The sequence below is a fragment of the Hamadaea sp. NPDC050747 genome (assembly GCF_040654195.1).
GTDB lineage: Bacteria > Actinomycetota > Actinomycetes > Mycobacteriales > Micromonosporaceae > Hamadaea.
Genome location: NZ_JBFAHM010000001.1, coordinates 186,339 through 208,291 on the forward strand (window position 1 = coordinate 186,339; position 21,953 = coordinate 208,291).

The window sequence follows — 21,953 nt, forward strand, 5'->3', positions numbered from 1 at the left end:
GTGTCCGCGTCACGCAAAGCCGCGCTATCCCGGATAACGCGAGCGAGCAGCCGGAACAGCGCAAGCCGGCAAGGGCGAGAAGCCGCGCGCGACTGCCCGAATTGGGGCAAGATAGCACCATGGCACCCGTACGCGGCATCGCCCGAGCCCTGCTGGGCGGAGTCTTCATCTTCTCCGGCGCGAAGGCGGTCTTGCGGCCGGAGCGCTTCGTGCAGCGGGCTCGCCCGGTGACCGACCGGGTGACGCCGCTGCTCAACAAGGTCGACGAGCGCATTCCCGCCAGTGCGGAGACGCTCGTCCGGGTCAACGGCGCCGCGCAGGTGACCGGCGGCCTCCTGCTGGCCTCGGGCACCGCCCCTCGGCCGGCCGCGGCGCTGCTCGCCGGGACGTTGATCCCGACGACGGTGGCCGCTCATCCGTTCTGGGCGGCTCAGACCAAGGCCCAGTACGACACGGACGTCGTGCAGTTCGCGAAGAACCTGGCGATCTTCGGCGGCCTGCTGTTGGCCGCGGTCGACACCGCCGGGTCGCCCAGCGTCGGCTGGCGGGTCCGGCACTATTTGGACAGCCGCAGGTCCGACGACTGAGGGGCACGACAAGGCCGCCATAACCATCGATGAGTGGCGGGAATCACCTTATCCGGCCAGGCCCCGTTAACCAGCTAGAAATGTCGCTAAACGGCGTGGGATCGGACACAGGCTGATAACGCGGGAGGTACGGGAGTGGCTCGGGGTTTTAGGCTGCTCTACGGACCTGGGAAGAACGTGCCATCACCGGACGGGAGAGCCGCCGCCATGCCTACCGGCCTGCGCGACCGCCTCCGCCTGTTCCAGGGCCACCGGAGCTTGATCCCGGACCGCCGGAGTCTTTCGGCGCGCCATGTCACGGGGACGCTCGTTCGACTCGGCATCGTCGCCGCCGTCTGGGTGGCGGCCTGGTACGCGGTGCAAGAGTTCGGACGGCCGTATGTGTTCTTCGATCTGAAGATCTATCACGGCGCGGTGGCCTTCTGGGCCGACGGCGGAAGCCTGTACGACTACCTCGACCCCGACGTGCCGCTCGGCTTCACGTATCCGCCGTTCGCGGCGCTCGTGATGCTGCCCATGGGTTACCTGCCCATGCTGGACGCGGCCTGGGTCAACGTGGGCGCCAGCCTGCTCGTGCTGACCGCGGTCATGGCCGCGTTGCTGGCCCCGATCGCCGAACGCTGCGGTTGGAAGCACCGCTGGTTCGCCGTGGCGCTCGCGGTGCCGATCGCGGCCGCGCTGGAACCGATGCGGGAGACCTTCGGCTACGGCCAGGTCAACATCCTGCTCTTCGGTTTGATCATCGCCGACCTCGTCGCGCTGCGCTGGATCAGCCGGCCGAAGGACACCTCCGGCCGTTCGCCGCTCGTGCGGCGCTTCCTGAGCGGCAAGTGGGCCGGCGTCGGCATCGGCCTGGCCGCCGCGATCAAGCTGACGCCCGCGCTGTTCATCGTCTACCTGCTGATCAGCCGGCAGTGGCGGGCGGCGTGGACGGCGATCGGCACGCTCGTCGGCGTCACCGCCGTCGGCTTCCTGTTCGCCCGCACGGAGTCGGTGGCGTACTGGACTCGGGTGATCTTCGAGACGAACCGGGTCGGTCAGGCTGACCAGACGCCGAACGCGTCGTTGGCCGGGCTGCTGGCCCGCCTCTACGACCAGTTCACCGCGCCGTCCCTGCTGTGGATCACGTTTACGCTGGTCATCCTGGTCGTCGGGCTGTCCCGGGCGACGCACGCGCACGGCGAGGGCGACGAGCTGACCGCGTTCACTCTGATCGGCCTGACCGCCAATGTGGTCAGCCCCATCTCGTGGACGCACCACCTGGTCTTCGTGATCCCGGCGATCGTCGTGCTCGGGGACGCCGCGCTGCGCCGCCGCGCCGCCAGCCGCGGGATGAAACGCCGCAACGGCTTCTCCCCGTCCGGCCTGGTCACGACCCGGCTCCGCGAACCCATCTGGTTCCCGACCATGGTCGGCTTCCGGCACGCGGCCGCCGCCCTCGGGCTCTTCGTGCTGTTCCTGGTCTCGCCGATCTGGCCGTACGAGCACCAGCTCCCGGCCGTCTCGCACTATGCCGACGGGATGATCGGCGTACTCGCCGAGAACTCGTTCACGATCGCGCTGATCGTGCTGGTCGCGGCGCTGCCGTGGCGTCCGGGCGCGGAACCGGTCTACCCGGGCGAGACGCTCGCGGTGCCCACGTCTCGCCGGCCGGTCACGCTCGCGGTCCGTCCCGCTCAGGTCGAAGGGGTACGCCAGGAGCCGGTTCCGGCGCATGCCGACGACCACGCATAAGGCCCGGCCGACGGCCCGATAGGCTCAGTACGTGGACAAGCCGCCTCAGTTGACGCACGTGGACGCCGCCGGGTCGGCGCGCATGGTCGACGTCTCCGCCAAGGAGATCTCGGTCCGGAGCGCCACCGCGGCGGGCCACGTGCGGACGACCCCGGAGGTGCTGGCCCTGCTGAGCCAGGGCGGTCTGCCGAAGGGCGACGCGCTGGGGGTCGCCCGGCTGGCCGGGATCATGGCCGCGAAGCGTACGCCGGACCTGGTCCCGCTGTGCCATCCGATCGCGATTCACGGCGTCGCCGTCGAGCTGACTCCGGGAGACGACCGCGTCGAGATCACCGCCACGGTGCGTACCGCCGACCGCACGGGCGTCGAGATGGAGGCGCTGACCTGTGTCGCCACGGCCGGCTTGGCGCTCATCGACATGATCAAGGCCGTGGATCCGGGCGCGAGCATCGAGAACGTCCGCGTCCTGCGCAAGGAGGGCGGCAAGACCGGGCTGTGGAGCCGGGAGCAGCCGCTGGCCGGGGTGTCCGCGACCGTGGTCGTCGCCTCGACACGGGCCGCCACCGGGGTGTACGCCGACCGCAGCGGCCCGATCCTCACCGACGGACTCCGGGAGCTGGGCGCTCAGGTGCCCGATCCCATCGTCGTGGCCGACGGCGAGCCGTTGCGTACGGCGCTCGTCGAAGCCCTCGCCGCTCAGCCGGACGTCATCGTGACCAGCGGCGGCACCGGCATCTCGCCGACCGATCGCACTCCGGAGATCACCCGGGAGCTGGTCGACCGCGAGGTCCCGGGGCTGGCCCAAGCCGTACGCACCAATCCGGCGGTGCCGACGGCCGCACTGTCCCGGGGGATCGCCGGCGTCGCCGGGCGGACCCTCGTGGTGAACCTGCCCGGCTCCACCGGTGGGGCCAAAGACGGCCTAGCCGTGCTCGGCCGGGTGCTGCGCCATGCCGTCGACCAGATCCAGGGAGGTGACCACGGGTGACTGCGCTTCCCGTCGACTGGGCATCCGCCCGGCGTACCGTCTATGCCCGCGCCGCCGCCCGGTCGGCCCCCGTCGCCGAGGTCGGCCTGGCCGACGCCGACGGGCTGACGCTGGCCGAGCCGCTCGTCGCGCGTACCCCTTTGCCGGCCTTCACCACCGCGAGCGTCGACGGCTGGGTGCTGCGCGGCGAGGGTCCGTGGCGCTTGGTGGGCCGGGTGCTCGCCGGGCAGCGTGCCCCGGAACTGGCCACGGACGGCACCGCGATGGAGATCGCGACCGGCGCAATGGTGCCGGTCGGCTCGACCTCGATCCTGCGCCTGGAGCACGGTGAGCTGCGCGAGGACGTCGTGAGCGGGACCCCGAAGGCCGAGCCCGAGTGGCGCGTGCCGGGGGAGGAGTGCGCGCAGGGTGACGAGCTGCTGCCCGCCGGTACGCCGATCACCCCGGGCGTGGTCGGGCTGGCCGCCAGCTGCGGGTACGACACGTTGCTGACCCGGCGGGCTCCGCGCGCGGCGTTGCTGGTGTTCGGCGACGAACTGCTCGACGCGGGTCTGCCCGGCGACGGGCGAGTACGCGACGCGCTCGGCCCCTCGCTCCCCGCCGCGCTGCGGCGGCTCGGCGCCCACCTCGACGGCTTCACCCGGGTCCCCGACACGTTGGCGGCGCATGTGGACGGTCTCCGCCGCGCGGTCGACGCGGGCAACGACCTGATCTGCACGACCGGCGGGACGATGCACGGCCCGGTCGACTACCTGCACGGCGCCCTGACCGAGCTCGGCGCGGAATACGTGGTCAACACCGTCGCCGTCCGGCCCGGGTTCCCGATGCTGGTCGCGCAGCTGCCCGGCGGCCAGTTCGTGGCCGGCCTCCCGGGCAATCCGCAGTCGGCGCTGGTGGCGTTGGTGTCCCTCGTCGTGCCGGTGCTGGCCGGGCTGACCGGGCGGCCGTTCCCGGCCCCGGCGCAGGCCGTGCTCGCCGAGGACGTTCCGGGACGCGGCGACTTCACCCACCTCGCCCTCGTACGCCAGGACCATCCCGGCGGCCCGGCGTACCCGGTGTCTCATGTGGGCTCCGCGATGCTCCGCGGATTGGCACAGTCCGCAGGTTTCGCCGTCGTGCCGCCCGGGGAAAGCGGCCGCCGTGGCGACCAGGTCGAGCTGGTGGAGCTGCCGTGATCAGGCTCATCGCCGTGAGCGACAGCCCGTTGAGCATCGCCGAGCACGAGGCGGCGGTCGCCGATCCGCGGGCCGGCGCTGTCGTGTCCTTCGTCGGCGTCGTCCGCGATCACGACCATGGCAGAGCCGTGGTACGACTCGATTACGAAGGCCATCCGTCCGCTGAGGACGTCCTGCGCGAGGTGGCCGAGGAGATCGCCGCGGATCCGGAGGTCATCGCCGTCGCGGTGTCCCACCGGATCGGCCCGCTCGAGATCGGGGACGTGGCACTGGCCGCCGCCGTCGCCACGGCGCATCGGGCCGCCGCGTTCGCGGCGTGCGCCCGGCTGGTCGACCGAGTGAAGGAGAAGCTTCCCATCTGGAAGCACCAGGTCTTCACTGACGGTTCGGACGAGTGGGTCAACTGTCCGTAGGTCAACCGACCGGTCACTACTCTGCGTCATTACAGTTACGCGTGTTGAGCGTACCGAGGCGCGCGTTGCACGATGAAAGATGCACAGCGCGTGATGATCAACTCACATATGGTGATATTTCGGACTATCCCTGCCTAATTTGGGCTTCACCCCTTTTCCCGAGAACTGCCGGAGAATACAGTCGCTTCAACAGCAAGACAAGAGCGACGCGAAGTAGCAGTTACTCATAGCGGAGGTGAACCCGATGTTCCGGACCAAGAAGAACATGCGCGGCTTCGACTGGGGCTGATCCCCTGTTTTCAGTACGCTGGCCTCACCCATCCGCATCGGATTCGGAGACCAGCGTGACGCCCACCCCGACTCGCGAGACCGACTGGCGGCTCAGGCCGATCGTCGGTCTCCTGTCGTTTCTGGCGGCGATCAGCGTCTTCACCGCGGCCGCACATCTCAGCCCGGTCAGTCCGTTCGCCTGGCTGACCCTGGTGACCCTGATGGTCCTCATCGGACTGTCGAATCTGCTGACGCTGCGCATCCGCTCAAACTTCTTCGTCCACTGGACCGACGCCGCCACCTTGGTGGCCGCCGTCGCCCTCCCGGTCCCTTGGCTGATCGTTTTGGTGGCCGTCAGCGTGACGCTGGCCAAGATCATCCAGCGGAGGGAGCCGATCAAGGCGATCTTCGCGGTGGCCAAGGAAACCCTCGTGGCCACCACGGCGGGGCTCATCCTCGCGTCGGCGGACATCGAGACGCTCACCACGACCAGCCAGCTCGCGAACTTCCCGCCGATTCAGACGGTGGGGCTCGCGTTCCTCGCCATGATCGTCATCGACGACCTGGTCTCGGTGCCGGTGATCGCGATCTCCATGGGCATGCCGGTCCTCCAGATGTACCGCGAGAGCCTCAAGCGCCATCTGTCGTTGTCGGTGATCCGCTTCGGCATCGCCCTCGCCGCGCTCGTCCTCCTGCTCTGGGACTCCCGGCTGCTCATCGCCATTCCACCGCTCGTCCTGAGCCTGCACTTCATGCACATGAACCGGCTGCGGCAGCAGGCCGAGCGGGAGGCCTGGCAACGCCTGGCCCGGGCGACCGACGCCCTCAACGAAGTCGACCTCGACAAGGTCCTGCGCGCCGCCGTCGACACCGGCGTGAACATGTTCGGCGCGGCCTGGGTCGAGGTGGACTTCCGAGTCCCGGCCGAACTGGGCCAGGCGGCCGACGTGCGGCATGTGTTCGGCGACTCGTCCGGCATCCTTGAGGAGCGGCCCGACATCGCGGACTCGGAAGGCGAACCGACCGTGGTGGCGTTGGAGGGTCAACGCGACACCGAGGACGTCGGCGAACTCCGGTTGTATTTCGCCCGCCCGACCATCCTCCCCGAGCGGGAGGGGTTCCTGCTGCGTACCTTCGCGGCGTCGCTGGCCACGGCGATCCGGAACGCGTCGGCGTACGGCCTGCTCATCAACGTCGCCGATCAGCACGCGCACGAGGCTCAGCACGATCCCCTGACCGGCCTCGCCAACCGCCGGTTCCTGGTGGAGGAGGGCAAGCAGGCCCTGGAACACCGCCCGACCACCGGCGCGATCGCCCTGCTGACCCTGGACATGGTGCAGTTCAAGGAGATCAACGACGGCCTCGGCTACACCGCCGGCGACGCCGTCCTGGTCGAGATCGGCCGGCGGATGCTCGCGACGGCCGGCGCCGACGCGATCGTAGCCCGGCAGGACGGCGACGAGTTCGCAGTGCTCTTCACCGCGCTGCCCACGCCGGCGCTCGCGATGCACCGGTCACGGGACATCCTGCAGCAGGTCGCCGAGGAGTACGAGGTGGACGGCGTACCGATCACCCTCGTTCCACGGGCCGGACTCGCGGTCGCTCCCGCCGACGGCGACATGACGGAATTGTTGCGGCGCGCCAGCCTCGCCCTCACCGAGGCCAAGCGGACCGGCCAGCGCATCGTGCCCTACTCGCGCAGCCTCGACATCACCGACCTGGATCGCCTGGAGCTGGGCGGCCAGATCTCCCGGGCCGTCGCCGCCAGCGAGTTCACCTTGGAGTTCCAGCCCATCGTCGACCTCGCGACCGGCGAGATCGTCTCGGCCGAGGCGCTGGCCCGGTGGCATCACCCCGATCGGGGCAACCTCGATCCCCGCCGGTTCCTCGACGCGGTCGAACGCTCGGGGCAGCTGACTGCGTTCACCGAGGCGATCCTCGACCAGGCGCTGCAGGCGGCCGGGACGTGGGCCGCCGCCGGTCACCCGATCCCGGTCGCGGTCAACATCTCCCCGCGCAGCCTGCTCGACCGGCGCTTCCCCGCTCTGGTGGAGCAGTTGCTCGACGAGCGCGGCATGAGGTCGGAGTCGCTGGTCCTCGAACTGACCGAGTCGCTCACGTTGTCCTCGATGGAGATCGTCGACCAGGTGCTCGCCGGGCTCGGCCGGCTCGGTGTGGCCATCGCCCTGGACGACTTCGGCACCGGATTCTCCTCGCTGAGCGCGCTGGCTCGCGTACCGGTCCGGGAACTCAAGATCGACCGCAGCTTCGTCACCGACATGGACGCCTCGGCGGAGGCGATGGCGGTCGTCCGGTCGACCATCGAACTCGGTCGCGCATTGGGACTGGCCGTGGTCGCCGAAGGCATCGAACGGGTCGACCAACGCCAGACGCTGTGGAACCTCGGATGCGGGCTCGGCCAGGGACACCTGTTCGCCCGGCCGTTGTCCCACCAGCGTTTCCTCGCCTCGCTCGGCAAGAGCGCGTTCGGCGAGGCGATGGAGGGCCGGCAAGCGCCCGTCGTCCGGCTACCCCGGACAGGTGAGCATTTCGGGTTGCGACGGCGGCCTCGGTCCAGCAACGAGTGACGGAGTCTACCGACGTCGAGTCGGGAATGTACTAAGTCGGTGATTCGCCCGAATTCGTGGCGATTTCCGGGCAGACTTCGGATGTGTTCGTTCGGCGGCTCAGCACCCGCGTGCTCAGCATCGGGCGCCCCGTCGATGTGACGGCGTACGCGCTCGCGGCGCTCTTCTGCGCGTACACCTCGCATTGGTCGAGCCTGGCCCCCCACCGCGCGTGGGCGGCCGTCGCGATCTGGGGCTACCTGGGCGCCGCGAGCATCGCTCTCCTCCTGACCAGCCACCGTGCGCGGACCTGGCTCACCGCCGCGGCCTGGGGCGCGACCGCCCTGCTCCCACTGATCCTCCAGGCGCGCGAGCGAGCCGGCGGACGACTGGACCGGGCCCAGGAGGAAGTCCTCGTCATCGAGGCGGCCGGGGCGCGAATGCTCCACACCGGAACGCCCTACCTGGATCGCGACGCCATCGCTGCGGTGCCGAGCCCCCTGCGCCTGCTCGACTACCTGCCCTATCAGCCCGGCATGGCCATCGCGGGATTGCCCCGCGCCCTCGGCGGCATCGCCTGGTGGACCGACGCCCGAGTCATAATGGCCCTGCTGAGCAGCGCCGCCGTCGCCGCCGCCTGGCTGCTGCTCGACCGCCAGGGCATCACCCGCTTCGGAACCGAGGCCCCGCTGCGGGCGCTCCAAGCGGTCACGATCCTGCCGCTCGCCGCCCTCACCCTGGCCACCGGCGGCGACGACGTCCCCGTCCTGGCCCTGTCCCTCCTCGCCTGCGCCCTCGCCAGCCGCAACCGCTGGGCCGCCGCCGGGCTGGCGATCGGCTGCGCCGGAGCCCTCAAACTCACCGCCTGGCCGGTCGCCGTCGTCCTCGGCCTCGTCGCCCTGGTCCGCCACCGCCGATCGCTCACCCGGTACGCCCTCGGCGCGGCCGGCATACCGCTGCTGGTCCTGGTGCCGACAGTGCTCATCAACGGCCGGGCCGTCGTCGAGAACGTCATCCGCTTCCCGCTCGGCCACGGCCTCGTCCGCAGTCCGGCGGCGTCACCACTACCCGGGCAACTGCTGACGGCGTACCTGCCGGACGGGCGGCAGATCGCCATCGCGCTGCTACTCCTGACCGCGGCGGCGATCGCACTTTCGCTCATCCGCCAGCCCCCGGCCAGCGTGCCGAGAGCGGCGCTCATCAGCGCGACCGGACTACTCCTGGCCATCCTGCTGCTGCCGGCGACCCGGTTCGGCTACCTCCTGTATCCGGTAGCCCTGGCAGCGTGGGCGCCGGTGCTCAGCTCACCGCCATATCGACGAAGCGCGACATGTGCAGCTGCGCCGCTACCGTGACGGTGTCGGTCGGGCCGTTACGGTGCTTGGCCACGATGAAGTCAGCCTCACCCGCGCGCGGCGACTCCTTGTCGTAGTAGTCGTCGCGGTGCAAAAGGATGACGACGTCGGCATCCTGTTCGATCGAGCCGGATTCGCGCAGGTCAGAGAGCTGCGGTCGCTTGTCCGTCCGCTGTTCGGGACCACGGTTCAGCTGACTGACCGCGATCACCGGGCACTCGACCTCCTTGGCGAGCAGCTTCAAGCCACGCGAGAGATCCGCGACCTCCTGCTGACGGCTCTCGGTCCGCTTCGGCGACGTCATCAGCTGCAGATAGTCGACCACGATCAGCTTCAGATCATGCCGCTGCTTGAGCCGTCGCGCCTTGGCCCGGATCTCCATGAGGTTCATGTTGGGCGTGTCGTCGACGAAGATCGGCGCCTCGCTGATCTCGCCCATCCGCCGTGCCAGCTTGGTCCAGTCGTCGTCGGACAACTGCCCGGACCGCAGCACATGCATCGGTACGCGCGCCTCGGCGCTGAGCAGACGGGTGACGATCTCGACCTTGGACATTTCCAGGGAGAAGATTGCGCTGGCCATGTTGTGCCTGATGGCGGCGTTGCGAGCGAAGTCCATTCCAGCAGTTGACTTGCCCAAGCCAGGTCTTCCAGCGACGATGATCAACTGGCCGGGGTGCAGTCCGTTGAGCAGGCGGTCCAGATCGGAGAATCCGGTCGGCACGCCGGCCATGACGCCGCCCTGGGCGCCGACCGCCTCGATTTCGTCGAGTGTCGGCTGCAGGAGGTCGGCGAGGATGGAGAAGTCTTCGCTGACCCGGCGCTCGGTCACGTCGTAGACGGCCTGCTGGGCGAGGTCGACGATATCGTCGACGTCGCGGCCGCCGCCGCTGTTGGTGCCGTAGCCGAGCTGCACGATCTTGGTGCCCGCCTCGACGAGGCGGCGGAGGATGGCGCGTTCGCTGACGATGCGGGCGTAGTACGCGGCGTTGGCCGCGGTCGGCACCGAGTTGAGCAGGGTGTGCAGGTAGGGCGCGCCGCCGACGCGGGTCAGCTCGCCCTGGCCGTCGAGCGCGGCGGCGACGGTGACGGCGTCGGCGGGCTCGCCTCGGCCGAACAGGTCGACCACGGCCTCGAAGATGGTGGCGTGGGCCGGCCGATAGAAGTCACTCGACCGGAGGATCTCGACGACGTCGGCGATGGCGTCCTTGCTGAGGAGCATGCCGCCGATGACGCTCTGCTCGGCCGCGACGTCTTGCGGGGGAGTGCGCTCGTAGGCGGGGGGACCGTCGGCGGACGGCTGCCCGGAGACCGGGAACCGCGCCTGGTCGCGCACCTCGCCGACGGACACCGCACCCCACCCCAAGCACGCTAGATCGTCCCCACCGAACCCCAGGGATACCACCGGGGTCCGACAAGTGTGCCGTCGGTTCCCAGGGTGTTATCGAGGCCGGAGGCTTGACGGTACGAAGCCTGGCCCGGATTCTCAAACACCCCGGTGGACAGACCTGCGGACAACCTGTGGACAACTCGCCTCAGCCTGTGGGTAACCCTGTGCACAGCCTGTGGATAACACGCGGCCTGTTGTCCACAGATGGGCTCTGAGCTGGGCGGATGAAAATCACAGGCTGTGCGTGGAAGAAAGTTCGTCCGGCGTGTCGATCTTGACGGCCCGAATCCGCTCTGGACGCCGGATGTCGGCCATCGGTTCCCGGCCGCCGGTCACGGGCTCGGCTCGAATCGGTCACCGACGTTCACGGTCCGATTGCGGTCCGGCAACGGTGGGAGCGCGCCCGTTCGCCGGGCGGTCGGATCGGCAACTGAATGTTCTAGGTCAGGAGAACTCATGACGAAGCTCATGACCCGGTCGGCCGGAGCGGCCTTCCTGGTGGCGCTGCTGGCGCTCGCCGGGTGCAGCGCGAGCGACAAGAGCGCGGAGTCGGACGCGCCGAACAACAGTGGCGGTCAAGGACCCGGGGTGTCCATCCCCGGCGGCGAGACATCCGTCGACAAGCAGACCCAGTCGACCTTCGCCCTCGACGTCGACACCGCCTCGTACGCGTACTCGGTGCGGCAGTTGCACGACGGCCGGTGGCCGGAGCGGTCGGCGGTGCGGCCGGAGGAGTTCGTCAACTCGTTCGACATGCAGTACGGGCAGCCCAAGGGCGACGGGTTCGCGCTGCACGTCGACGGGTCGGCGATGCCGTCCACGCATCGGTCGCAGTACAGCGACCGGCTCCGGCTCGTGCGCGTCGGTCTGCAGACTCGGGCCGACGATTCGGAGAGCCGCCCGGACGTCGCGTTGACCTTCGTGATCGACGTCTCCGGGTCGATGGCCGAGCCCGGTCGGCTCGATCTCGTCCAGGACGCGCTGCACTATCTCGTACGCCAACTCCGCCGCACCGACTCCGTCGCGCTGGTGACGTTCAACGAGCGGGCGAAGATGGTGTTGCCGATGACTCGTCTGTCGCAGGTGGAGGATCTCGATCGGGCGATCGACTCGCTGAGTGCCGGTGGGTCGACGAACCTGGAGTCCGGGCTGGTCACGGGCTATCAGGTGGCACGGGACGGGTTTCGGCAGGGTTCCTCCAACCGAGTGATCCTGCTCTCCGACGGGCTGGCCAATGTGGGCAACACCGAGTCTTCGCCGATCCTGCGCCGGGTGAAGGCGGAGGCCGACAAGGAGATCTCGCTGCTCGGCGTCGGCGTGGGCAGCAGTTACGGCGACGAGCTGATGGAGAAGCTGGCCGACCAGGGCGATGGTTTCGCCGTCTACGTCGCCGATCGGAACCAGGCCCGGGATGTCTTCGTGCACCGGCTGCCGGCGAACCTGTCGGTCCGGGCGTTGGACGCGAAGGCGCAGGTCACCTTCGACGAGTCGGTCGTCGAGGCGTACCGGCTCGTGGGGTATGACGATCGTCTGCTGGACGCGTCGGCCTTCCGCGACGACCGTGTCGACGGCGGCGAGGTCGGGCCCGGTCACTCCGTCACGGCGCTCTACATAGTGCGGCTACGGCCGGAGGTCCGGTCGTCGGCCAAGGTCGCCGACGTCCGCGTACGCTGGCAGGATCCCGTTTCCCGGGCGGCCTCCGAGGCGTACGAGTCGATCGTGGTGACCGATCTCGCGGGCGGTTTCCGGTCGGCGGACCCGCATCTGCGCGTCGCTTATGCCGCCGCCTTCTTCGCGGAGGCGCTCAAGTCCTCCTCGTACGCCGCCGAGGTGCAGCTGGACCAGTTGGGGCAGATCGCCGCCGACGCCCAGGAGGAGTTGCGCGACCCGAAGGTCGCCGAGCTCACCGAGGCGATCCGGACGGCGGGCCGACTGCGCGGCTGACCGTACGCGACAGGGCCGGCGCGAAGCTCGCGCCGGCCCTGTCGAGTGCCTTACTTGGCGGCCGGAACCACGTTCACGGAGAACTTGGCGACGACGTCGGGGTGCAGCTTGACCTGCACGTTGTAGGCCCCGAGCGACTTGATGACGCTCGGCAGCTCCACCCGGCGGCGGTCGAGGCTGGGGCCGCCCGCGGCCTTGACCGCGACGACGACCTCACCCGCGGTGACCGAGCCGAAGAGACGGCCGCCGTCGCCGGCGCGCGCGCCGAGCTTGACGGACAGCCCTTCGAGCTGGGCCTTGATCTCCTTGGCGTGGTCGAGGTCGCGGATCTCCCGGGCGTCGCGCGCCCGCTTGATCGTGGCGACCTGCTTCTCGGCGCCCTTGGTCCAGGCGATCGCGAAGCCCTGCGGCAGCAGGTAGTTACGGCCGTAGCCGTCCTTGACCTCGACGATGTCGCCCGGCGTGCCGAGACCCGGCACCTCCTGAGTCAGAATGATCTTCATAGGGGTGCCTCCTCTCAGCGTCCGGTGCTCGTGTACGGCAGGAGCGCCATCTCGCGGGCGTTCTTGACCGCACGGGCGATCTGACGCTGCTGCTGGGTGGTCACACCCGTCACCCGGCGGGCGCGGATCTTGCCGCGGTCCGAGATGAACTTGCGCAGCAGCGCGGTGTCCTTGTAGTCGATGTAGGTGACCCCCTCCTTCTCGAGCGGGTTCACCTTCTTCTTCGGCTTGCGAAGAGCGGCAGCCTTAGCCATTGCTCAGTGCTCCAGTGATCTTTAGAAAGGTGGCTCGTCGTCGAAGTTGCCACCCGAACCGCCGCCGGCGGGAGCAGCCGTGGCCCACGGGTCGTCGGCGAAACCGCCGCCGCCACCGCTGTTGCCACCGCCACCGCCGAAGCCGCCACCACCGCCACCGTTGGACCGCGACATCTTCTGAACCTTCGCCGTCGCGTAGCGCAGCGAGGGACCGATCTCGTCGACTTCCAGCTCGATGACGGTGCGCTTCTCGCCCTCACGCGTCTCGTACGACCGCTGACGCAGCCGGCCGGACACGATGACGCGGCTGCCCCGCTGCAGCGACTCGGCGACGTTCTCCGCCACCTGCCGCCACACCGAGCAGTTCAGGAACAGCGGCTCGCCGTCCTTCCACTCACCGGAAGCCCGGTCGAGCGTCCGCGGCGTCGAGGCGACGCTGAACTTGGCGACCGCAGCGCCAGACGGGGTGAAGCGCAACTCTGGGTCATTGGTGAGGTTACCGATGACCGTGATGGTGGTTTCTCCAGCCATGACCTACTCCTCAGGCATTCGCTAGTTCTGACGCACAGGTTGTCACAGCCGTACGACAGCTGCGCGAAAGCGGGTCGGGCGTGCCTTGTGCTCGCGCGTCAGCGAACTTCCGGCCGGATGACCTTGGTACGCAGCACGGACTCGTTGAGTCGCAGCTGACGGTCCAGTTCGGCCACGGCCGCAGGCTCAGCCTGCAGGTCGATGACGGCGTAGATGCCTTCGGCCTTCTTGTTGATCTCGAACGACAGGCGCCGGCGGCCCCAGACGTCGAGCTTCTCCACCGAACCACCCGACGTCCGGATCACGTTGAGGTACGTGTCGAGCGACGGGGCGACGGTGCGCTCCTCGAGAGACGGGTCGAGGATCACCATGATCTCGTAATGACGCAAGACGTGCTCACCTCCTCTGGGCTAGCGGCCACGGTCCTTCCGTGGCAGGAGGTCGTGCGTCGTTCAAGCGACCGCCGTGGGTGCCTTCACCCACGGCGAGTCGAAAGAACCTGACCAGGATACCGGGTAGGGGCATCAGGGCCAAAAGAGCCGCGAGGCGCGCTCTCATCCAGTTCTGCTGGGTGGGACCTGGGGAGGAACGACCACACCGACGAGGTTGGATGAAAGGCGCCTCGCGGAGCCTGTTATAACCACATCATACGCCGTGGTTTGCGTCTTAGGCGAACTCAGTCCGGGTTGCGCGCTGGCTAACAATAGCGCGGATTGCCCCAACCGTGACGCCTACGACACACACTGTAGCAATAATGGCGAGAAGTCCGATTGGTCCCTTGTCTTTCGGCGTGTCGCTCGCCAGCGCAGTGTCCTGGATAACGGACTCTCCACCCGGCGTGACCACCGTCGACCCCGGTTCCAAGCTATCTCCGCCGACAGCGACGCTGCCACTCGGATCGGGCTCCAGAGGGAACAACGGACCATCCTCACTCGAGGACGCGCTCGCCGAGGGGACGGGGGTCCCCGAGGGCTTCGGCTTCGGCGTACGCGTCTTGACGACCCGCGGCGCGCCGGTGGAGTTGCCGCCACTGGTCGGCGACGAGGCGTTTACGTTCACCGTGACGGGCTCGTACGACCCGTTCCCGCCCAGGTTGAGCAGGCAGTCCGGGACCATCGCGATGGCCACCGGCCCCTTGTGGAACTGCACCTCGACGGCCTGGCCGTCGCTGATCGGGCCGCCGTTCTCCCCGTCGATCTGCAGGGTCGCGCCCTGGCCGAGGTTGTTGACGAAGACGACCTTCTGCTCGGACTTGATCGTCACGGCCGGGCGGTCCGGCTTCGAACCGCACAGCAGCAGGCCCAGCCCGCCCCCGTTGAACTCGACCTGCGTACCGGCCTCCGGCTCGGCCAGCGCCGGCTGAGCCGCCAACGGCACACCCAACAGCGCGCCGAGACCGAATCCGGCCAAAGCCCGACAAACGGACATCTTCATTCGAACTCCCAGACGGTGTGCCCCCGCGGGGGTGCGACGGGCGGACGGCCCTTTTCGCGGGCGGTCGACGGACAGGTACCCGGTCACATGGACTTCGGAGGAATCCGGTGGGTCCAACGGATAAGTGCGCGGACGGTGACGCGTGCGCATCCGTCCTTCGTCAGGGTGAGGGACTACGCTCTCCGGCATGCGTATCGGTGCCCACGTCGATCCCGGCGACCCGTTGGCCGAGGCCCACGCCCGCGGCGCGGAGGTCGTGCAGTTCTTCCTGGCCGACCCGCAGGGCTGGAAGGATCCGGCCCCCCGCGCGGACGCCGACCAGATCAAGGCCTCCGACGTGCAGGTCTTCATCCACGCGCCGTATGTCGTCAACGTCGCCACGACGAACAACCGCATCCGGATCCCGAGCCGCAAACTCCTGCTGAGCCATGCCAACGCGGCGGCGACGGTCGGCGCCAGCGGGCTGATCGTCCATGGTGGACACATGCTCAAGGACGACGACCTCGCCACCGGCTTCGAGAACTGGCGCAAGACCTTCGCGTACGCCGCCGAACAGGGCGGTTTCGCCACTCCGGTGCTCATCGAGAACACCGCCAGCGGCGACAAGGCCTGTGCCCGCCGGTTCGACGCGCTGGCCCGGCTCTGGGACGCCGTCGGCGAGTTCGGTGTCGGGTTCTGCCTGGACACCTGCCACGCGCACGCCGGCGGGGAGGATCTGATCGACATCGTGGACCGCGTGATGGCCATCACCGGCCGGATCGACCTCATCCACGCCAACGGCTCCCGGGACGGATTCGACTCCGGTCGCGACCGCCACGACAACCTCCAATCCGGGATGATCGATCCGAAACTCGTCGTGGCGGCCATCCGGGCGAGCGGGGCGCCCGCGGTGGTGGAGACCCCGGGCGGGGCCGAAGGCCAGTCCGGCGACATCGCGTACTTGCGGTCCGAGCTGACCGACTAGGGAACGGTGCTACGAGGATGACGGAGCCGACCACGATGAGTGACCAGCCCGCCGAGGACACCCCTGCGACAGAGGCGTCTGATCGCCCGACGGAGGCCCAGCCCACGGCAGAGAAGACCGCCGACGGCAAAGCAGCCGACGCGACTGCTACGGAGGACAAGCCGGAGACGGATCCGTTCGGGAAGTTCGCGCCCGAGGCGGTCCGTCCACCGGGGCGGCTCCGCCGGATGGCGGTCGGCCTCGGCCGGGCGCTGGTCCACGAGTGGACCCTCGCCGCCCTCGCGTCGCTGGTCATCGCCGCCGCGATGACCTGGCCCGCCCTCGAGTACCCGCTTTACACGATCCCCAAGGACATCTGGGACCCCACGCTCCAGGCCTGGCAGATGGCTTGGGCCGGGCACGCGGCCACCACCAACCCGCTCGGCATCTGGGACTCCAACACCTTCTACCCCGAGCCCTACAGCTACGCGTTCTCCGACACGCTCCTCGGCTACTTCCCGGCCGGGCTCCTCGGCACCGGGCCGGGCGCGGCACTGCTCCGCTACAACATCGTCTTCGTGCTGGCCTTCGCGCTCGCGTTCTTCGGCGCGTACGCCCTGGCGCGGCAGCTCGGGTCGCGCATCCCGGGAGCGGCCGTGGCCGGCGCCGCGTTCGCGTACGCGCCGTGGCGGTGGGAGCAGGCCGGTCACCTGCACGTCCTGTCGTCCGGTGGCATCGCGCTCTGCCTGGCCATGCTCGCCCGCGGCCACGGCTACTCGCTACGCCACGGCTACCGGCCGGAGTTCCGGCGTCCCGGCTGGGCGCTGGCAGGCTGGCTCGTCGCCGCATGGCAGATCAGTCTCGGGTTCGGCATCGGCCTGCCGTTCGCCTACGTGCTGGCCGGCATCGCGGTCGTGGGCGTCATCGCGTACGCGTCGGCGCGGCTGTTCTTCTGGAGCGAGCCCAAGCCGTTCGGCTGGAAGCTGCTCGGCGCCGACGCCCTCGGCGGGCTGATCTTCGCCGCGGTGGGCGCCCTGATGGCGATTCCCTACTTCAAGGTCCTCGAGCTGCACCCGTACGCCGAGCGCTCGATCGAGGAAGTCAACTGGTACTCACCGCCGATCATCGGGTTCTTCACCGCCCCGGACACCGACGTGATGTGGGGTGACGCCCACGCGGTCGCCCGGCAGACGATGTTCGGTCAGTGGGGCAGCGGCGAGAAGACGCTGCTCATCGGCTTCGCCGTGTACGGCTTGGCCGCCGCCGGCCTGGTCTACTCGACCTGGCGATGGTGGCAGCGTGTCCTGCTGGCCTTCGGCGTGGTCGTCAGCGCCGGACTGGCCATGGGGACGCAGTTCCTCGACGGCAAGGTCTACGAAATCCTCTACGACCACCTGCCCGGATGGAGCGCCATCCGTACGCCGGGCCGCCTCGTCATCTGGACGACGTTGTTCGTCGGGCTGCTGGCGGCCGGGGCGATCAGTGCCTTCGGCGACCGTGCCCGCGACCTGACCCGGGAACGCGTGCCGGCCCGGCCCCACGTGGTGCTGACCCTGGCGATGTTCCTTCCGATGGTCCTAGTCCTCGCGGAGGGCCTGCAACGGATGGACTTCCCGACGGTGCCGCAGCGACCGGCTGCCCTGGCACAGCTGTCCGGGCCGGCCATGATCCTGCCGAGCAACCAGCTCAACGACGAGAACGTGATGCTCTGGTCGACCGACGGCTTCGTCCGGATGGTCAACGGCGGCAGTGGTTTCACCCCGCGGTCCCAGGACGAGCTTCGCAAGCTCATGGAGAACTTCCCGGACCAGGCCAGCGTCGACGCGCTGAAGGCGATCGGCGTACGCGAGGTGCTGGTCCTCAAGCACCCGAGTTACGGCGACGTCCCGCAGAATGCGCTGACCGCCGACGGGCAGCAGTTCGGCCTGACGCGTGAGGACCTCGGCGACGGCATCATCTTCCACCTGACTCCGTAGTGCTTCGAGGTGGGACCGATCGGTCGGTCCCACCTCGAAAGCATCAGCCGCGCCCTCGCCGGGTGGGCTCAGTCGTGGGGCAGAAGAAGATCCACTTGCACTTGCCCGGCTTCCGCGGTTCCTGGAGTCCCGGTTCGCCCTTGGTCGGATCACCCACACCGGCCTTGTCCGCGAAGCGCTGCTCGCTCATTCCCTTGCTCGCGGCGTTCATGAACTTCTCCCAGATGTTGCCGGGCAGTCCCGCGCCGCTGACGTCCTTGCCGCTCTTCTCGTAGACCGCCTGTTCCTTGCCGACGTTGCCGACCCAGACAGCTGCGGCGATCTGCTTCGTGGCGCCGACGAACCACGCATGGCAGTTGTGCTTCGTCTGCTGACATTGCCACGTGCCGGTCTTGCCCGTGACGGGACGGCTGCCGCTGAGCGTGTGCCCGCCGGCGCCTGGAATCTTCTGCAGGACGTAGTTCACGTCGTCGGCGACGTCCTGGTCGATCGTCTGCTTCGGGCTGAGCTTCTCGCCGTTGACCAGCTGGAACTTGTCGGTGCCCGCGATCGGTCGCTCGACCTTCAGCACGAAGTGCGGCTTGTTGTACAGGCCGCGGTTGGCGAAGGTCGCCACACCGCTGGCGTGGTCGATGACGGTGATCGGGTACTGCCCGAAGCCGGCGTGGTAGTAGAAGGGCGCGTTGTCGGTCTGCTTGAAGGTCTTGCTCGTCAGGTCGTACGCCTTGCCGTCGCCGGTGTTCCACATGGTGCCGATGCCGGCCGACTTCGCCATCGCGACGACCTTGTCCACTCCCATGAGCTTGGTGACCTTGTAGAACGGCACGTTGTAGGAGTGCACCGTGGCCCACTCGAGGGTGCAGTAGTTCCCACAGGACTCGTCGACGTCACGGCCGGCGTTCTCGATCTCGAAGTCGCCGTCCTTGAACGCGGCCGGATCGAAGTGGGAGTCCAGCGAGTAGCCGTCTTGGAGCGCGGCCGCCAAGGTGTAGATCTTGAACGACGAACCCGCCGGGTGTCCGCCCGTGAGCTGGCCGTTCTCGATGTTCTTCCCGGCATAGTCATGTCCGGTCGCGTCGTCGCCGCCGTAGTACGCCAGGACCCGGCCGGTCTTGGGCTCGATCGCGACGAGGGCCGCCATCACGTTGGCCTTCTGGCCGGTCATGAGCGATCCCGGCGCGCCCCGGCGCGCCGCGCTCTCGGCGGCCGCCTGCGCTTTGGAGTCGATGGTGGTGGTGATCCGGTAGCCGCCGGTCTTCAAGTCGGCGATGCTGTACGGCGCCGCCTTCAGCTCCTCCGCGATGTAGTTGACGACGTTGCCGGTGACCAGGCCGGTCTGGCCGACACCCTTGAGTCCCCACTGCGCGTTGCCGGCGTCCTTCCGGATCGGCAGGATCGTCTTCGGATATTGCTGTGCGGCGCGATCGGCGTCGCTCAGCCAGTCCGCGTCCTTCATGTTGTTCAGCACGTACGCCCACCGGTCCTGGGCCGCCTGCGGATTCAGCTGTGGGTCGTACCCCGCGAAGGTGGCCGTCTCCTCCGGCTGCCGGACCACCGCGCCGAGGACAGCCGCCTCCGCGACCGTCAGATCCTTGGCGTTCTTGTTGAAGTACGTCCGAGCAGCCACCTGCACGCCGATCGCGCCCCGGCCGAAATAGACGTTGTTCAGGTAGAACCCGAGGATCGTCTCCTTGTCGTACTTGTCTTCCAGTTTGCGGGCGAGCACCGCTTCCCGCGCCTTCCGGAAGATCGACATCTCGACGTCCTGCGTCGCGATCTTCACGTATTGCTGCGTGATGGTCGACGCGCCCTGAGTGTCACCACCGGTGATGTTGTTCCAGGCGGCCCGGACGATGCCGCTGATCGACACGCCGTGGTGGTTGTAGAAGTCCTTGTCCTCCCCGGCGATCAAGGCGTGCTTGACCGGGTCCGGGAGGATGCTCATCGGGATGGTTTCCCGGTTCTCGGTGCCCAACTGGGCGAGCTGCGTCTTGCCGTCGTCGGCGAAGATCTTGGTGACCTGCGCGTTGGCCAGGTTCTTCGGGTCCAGCATCTCGACGTTGTCCACGAAGTAGGTCACAACGATGGTGGTGCTGCCGAACAGGATGATGAAGGCCGCGAACGCGATCGTCAGCGCCTTGCGCTTACGGCTCTTGCCGAGTCGCTTGAGGAAGTCCAGCCCGGGGAACGGCCGGCGCCCGGCCGCGGCCGGGCGTTGGGGTCCCGGCTCGGTAGGCGCACCCTCACGGAGCGGCACCCGGGCTCGCCCGGCCGGCGGCGCTTCGGCAGCGGCGTATCGATCCCGCATCCCGCGCACGTAATCGTCGTCGTCGACGCGACCCTGACGGTGCCGGCCTTGGCCGGGCCCGTTGACCGTGGCCCGGCCATCGCCGGAGGGGTGGTCACCGTACGAACTCATGCCCAACAAGGTAAGCGTTCAACGGCGATAACGCAGGTCTGGGCTCAGACCGTCAACGGATCCGACTGCCGGACGACGTCGAGCCGAGGGTTCCGGATCTCCCGGATGACCAGGCCACACAGCACAGCGACGGTCACCCAGCGGGCGATCGAGGCGAAGATGAACACACCTTCCGGCATCACGGACTTTCCGGACGCTCCTAGGAGCTCGCCGTAGAACGTCAGGAAGTACGCCACTTCGGCCACCTGCCAGGCGAGGAAGGCTCCCCAGCGCGGGCGGGCCAAGATCGCCAGCGGCAACAGCCACAGCGTGAACTGCTGCGACCACACCTTGTTGAAGAGCAGGAACGCGGCGACGGTGAGGAAGGCGAGTTGGGTCAGCCGGGGCGGCACCGGAGCCCGCATGGCCAGATAGATGATCCCCAGGCAGGCCACGGCGAACAAGGCGAGGCTGATCCCGTTCAGCAGACTGCGGTTCTCGTCCCGGGACAGCCACTGGAACAGTCCGGAGTCACCCTCGCCGCCGCTCCAGAACTTGGCGTCGACGTATCGGCCGATGTAGTAAAGGACGCCCCAGTCGACGCCACGCTCGTTGTTGAGGTCGATGAACCGGCGCCAGTTGTCGAAGTTCAGCACCATCACCGGCACGTTCACGGCCAGCCACGTCGTCGCGGCCGTCCCGGCCGCGACGAAGAGCGGCGCCCAGCGCCAGGTCCGCAGCGCGAGCGCAAGCAACCCGACGAACAGGAAGCCGGGCCACAACTTCGCGGCGGTGCCGAGCCCCAGGAGAACGCCGGTCAACGCCGGCGCCCAATAGCCGGGCCATTTGCGGCTCCAGGCGTACAAGCCGCCGACCGCGAGGACGATGGCCAGGAAGTCCCAGTTCACCGTGGCTGTCACGAGCAGCGCTGGCGACAGCGCGAACATCGCGACGTCCCAGGGTCTTGTCCGGCGGATCGCGAGCATCATCGCGACGGTGCCGAGCGCGAACAGGAACAGCACCAGAGCGGTGATGTCGTAGAACGCCTGGCCCTGGTTGAAGTCCGGGTGGGTCTGCCCGTACGCGTGCACCGGCAGGCCGATGACGCCCATCATCACGCCGGTGAGGACGGGGTACTCGACGGCGTGATCGACGTAGGGAACCTGACCGTCGCTCAGCCCCTCGGCGTAGTAGAGCGCGAGGACATCGGTGTAACAGAAGTTGGTGTACTGCTTGTAATCCGTCCACGCGCCGTCGCGGCACGGAGACTTCTGGACGAAGTGCAGCGCGAGCGTGAGGCAGGTCAGGGCCAGCACGATCAGCGAGACGAACTTGACCGACCGCCGCGCGACCGGAGCATGCTCGCCCAGCCGACCGCCGATCAGTTCGGCGAGACCGCCGACGAAGCCGTCGGAGCGCGACGGCGCGTCGATGCGCGGGGACGCCGGACGATCCCGGTCGTCCCGGTCCTGACCCACCTCAGCCTGCACGGCT

The 21,953-nt window shown here is 68.7% G+C and carries 18 protein-coding genes; 10 read left to right on the forward strand and 8 right to left on the reverse strand.

The window, feature by feature from the left end:
• Positions 1-119 precede the first annotated feature (119 nt).
• The 7 genes from AB0H43_RS00950 (at position 120) to AB0H43_RS00980 (ending at position 9,089) form a co-directional block, all read left to right on the forward strand.
• Positions 120-587, forward strand: coding sequence for a DoxX family protein (locus tag AB0H43_RS00950; RefSeq protein ID WP_359994489.1), 468 nt, complete (start codon positions 120-122; stop codon positions 585-587).
• 207 nt (positions 588-794) lie between these two features.
• Positions 795-2,321 carry a glycosyltransferase 87 family protein gene (locus tag AB0H43_RS00955; RefSeq protein WP_359994492.1) on the forward strand — a complete coding sequence of 509 codons (1,527 nt, stop codon included), beginning with the start codon at positions 795-797 and terminating at the stop codon, positions 2,319-2,321.
• Positions 2,322-2,352: 31 nt separating this feature from the next.
• Positions 2,353-3,309 carry a bifunctional molybdenum cofactor biosynthesis protein MoaC/MoaB gene (moaCB, locus tag AB0H43_RS00960; RefSeq protein ID WP_359994495.1) on the forward strand — a complete coding sequence of 319 codons (957 nt, stop codon included), beginning with the start codon at positions 2,353-2,355 and terminating at the stop codon, positions 3,307-3,309.
• Entirely contained in the window at positions 3,306-4,484 is a 1,179-nt protein-coding gene (locus AB0H43_RS00965) for a molybdopterin molybdotransferase MoeA (protein WP_359994498.1), read from the forward strand. Before moaCB ends, AB0H43_RS00965 begins: the two co-directional genes overlap by 4 nt.
• Positions 4,481-4,897 carry a molybdenum cofactor biosynthesis protein MoaE gene (locus AB0H43_RS00970; RefSeq protein ID WP_359994501.1) on the forward strand — a complete coding sequence of 139 codons (417 nt, stop codon included), beginning with the start codon at positions 4,481-4,483 and terminating at the stop codon, positions 4,895-4,897. The genes AB0H43_RS00965 and AB0H43_RS00970 overlap by 4 nt, the downstream gene beginning before the upstream one ends.
• 344 nt (positions 4,898-5,241) lie before the next feature.
• Positions 5,242-7,755, forward strand: a complete 2,514-nt coding sequence (locus AB0H43_RS00975) for a bifunctional diguanylate cyclase/phosphodiesterase (RefSeq protein ID WP_359994504.1) — start codon at positions 5,242-5,244, stop codon at positions 7,753-7,755.
• Positions 7,756-7,838: 83 nt separating this feature from the next.
• Positions 7,839-9,089, forward strand: a complete 1,251-nt coding sequence (locus tag AB0H43_RS00980) for a glycosyltransferase 87 family protein (protein WP_359994507.1) — start codon at positions 7,839-7,841, stop codon at positions 9,087-9,089.
• Here the strand turns inward: AB0H43_RS00980 and dnaB are convergent.
• Positions 9,034-10,422: a replicative DNA helicase gene (gene dnaB / locus AB0H43_RS00985; RefSeq protein WP_359995705.1), complete on the reverse strand. Its 1,389-nt coding sequence runs from the start codon at positions 10,420-10,422 to the stop codon at positions 9,034-9,036. The genes AB0H43_RS00980 and dnaB overlap by 56 nt on opposite strands.
• Before the next feature lie 510 nt (positions 10,423-10,932).
• Between dnaB and AB0H43_RS00990 the strand changes: the two genes are divergently transcribed.
• A complete protein-coding gene (locus AB0H43_RS00990; RefSeq protein ID WP_359994510.1) occupies positions 10,933-12,420 on the forward strand; it encodes a von Willebrand factor type A domain-containing protein in 1,488 nt (495 codons plus the stop codon).
• 50 nt (positions 12,421-12,470) lie between these two features.
• On the opposite strand, the gene rplI is transcribed toward AB0H43_RS00990, so the two are convergent.
• The 5 genes from rplI to AB0H43_RS01015 all read right to left on the reverse strand — a co-directional run bounded on the left by rplI (position 12,471) and on the right by AB0H43_RS01015 (position 15,142).
• On the reverse strand, positions 12,471-12,923 hold the full coding sequence (rplI, locus tag AB0H43_RS00995; protein ID WP_359994513.1) for a 50S ribosomal protein L9: 453 nt from the start codon (positions 12,921-12,923) through the stop codon (positions 12,471-12,473).
• Between the two features lie 14 nt (positions 12,924-12,937).
• A complete protein-coding gene (gene rpsR / locus AB0H43_RS01000; protein WP_027342873.1) occupies positions 12,938-13,177 on the reverse strand; it encodes a 30S ribosomal protein S18 in 240 nt (79 codons plus the stop codon).
• A 21-nt stretch (positions 13,178-13,198) separates the two neighbouring features.
• On the reverse strand, positions 13,199-13,708 hold the full coding sequence (locus tag AB0H43_RS01005; RefSeq protein ID WP_359994515.1) for a single-stranded DNA-binding protein: 510 nt from the start codon (positions 13,706-13,708) through the stop codon (positions 13,199-13,201).
• A 98-nt stretch (positions 13,709-13,806) separates the two neighbouring features.
• Positions 13,807-14,097 (reverse strand): 30S ribosomal protein S6, encoded by a 291-nt coding sequence (gene rpsF, locus AB0H43_RS01010; protein ID WP_359994518.1) that lies wholly within the window; start codon positions 14,095-14,097, stop codon positions 13,807-13,809.
• A 277-nt stretch (positions 14,098-14,374) separates the two neighbouring features.
• Positions 14,375-15,142, reverse strand: a complete 768-nt coding sequence (locus tag AB0H43_RS01015; protein ID WP_359994521.1) for a hypothetical protein — start codon at positions 15,140-15,142, stop codon at positions 14,375-14,377.
• A 187-nt stretch (positions 15,143-15,329) separates the two neighbouring features.
• On the opposite strand from AB0H43_RS01015, the gene AB0H43_RS01020 reads away from it, so the two are divergent.
• The gene (locus AB0H43_RS01020) at positions 15,330-16,106 is read left to right on the forward strand and encodes a deoxyribonuclease IV (protein WP_359994524.1); all 777 of its coding nucleotides are present in this window, start codon (positions 15,330-15,332) and stop codon (positions 16,104-16,106) included.
• Between the two features lie 17 nt (positions 16,107-16,123).
• A complete protein-coding gene (locus AB0H43_RS01025; protein ID WP_359994525.1) occupies positions 16,124-18,061 on the forward strand; it encodes a hypothetical protein in 1,938 nt (645 codons plus the stop codon).
• A gap of 43 nt (positions 18,062-18,104) precedes the next feature.
• On the opposite strand, the gene AB0H43_RS01030 is transcribed toward AB0H43_RS01025, so the two are convergent.
• Both AB0H43_RS01030 and AB0H43_RS01035 read right to left on the reverse strand, forming a co-directional pair.
• Positions 18,105-20,480: a transglycosylase domain-containing protein gene (locus tag AB0H43_RS01030; protein ID WP_359994528.1), complete on the reverse strand. Its 2,376-nt coding sequence runs from the start codon at positions 20,478-20,480 to the stop codon at positions 18,105-18,107.
• A gap of 44 nt (positions 20,481-20,524) precedes the next feature.
• A complete protein-coding gene (locus AB0H43_RS01035) occupies positions 20,525-21,949 on the reverse strand; it encodes a glycosyltransferase 87 family protein (protein ID WP_359994530.1) in 1,425 nt (474 codons plus the stop codon).
• Positions 21,950-21,953 lie beyond the last annotated feature (4 nt).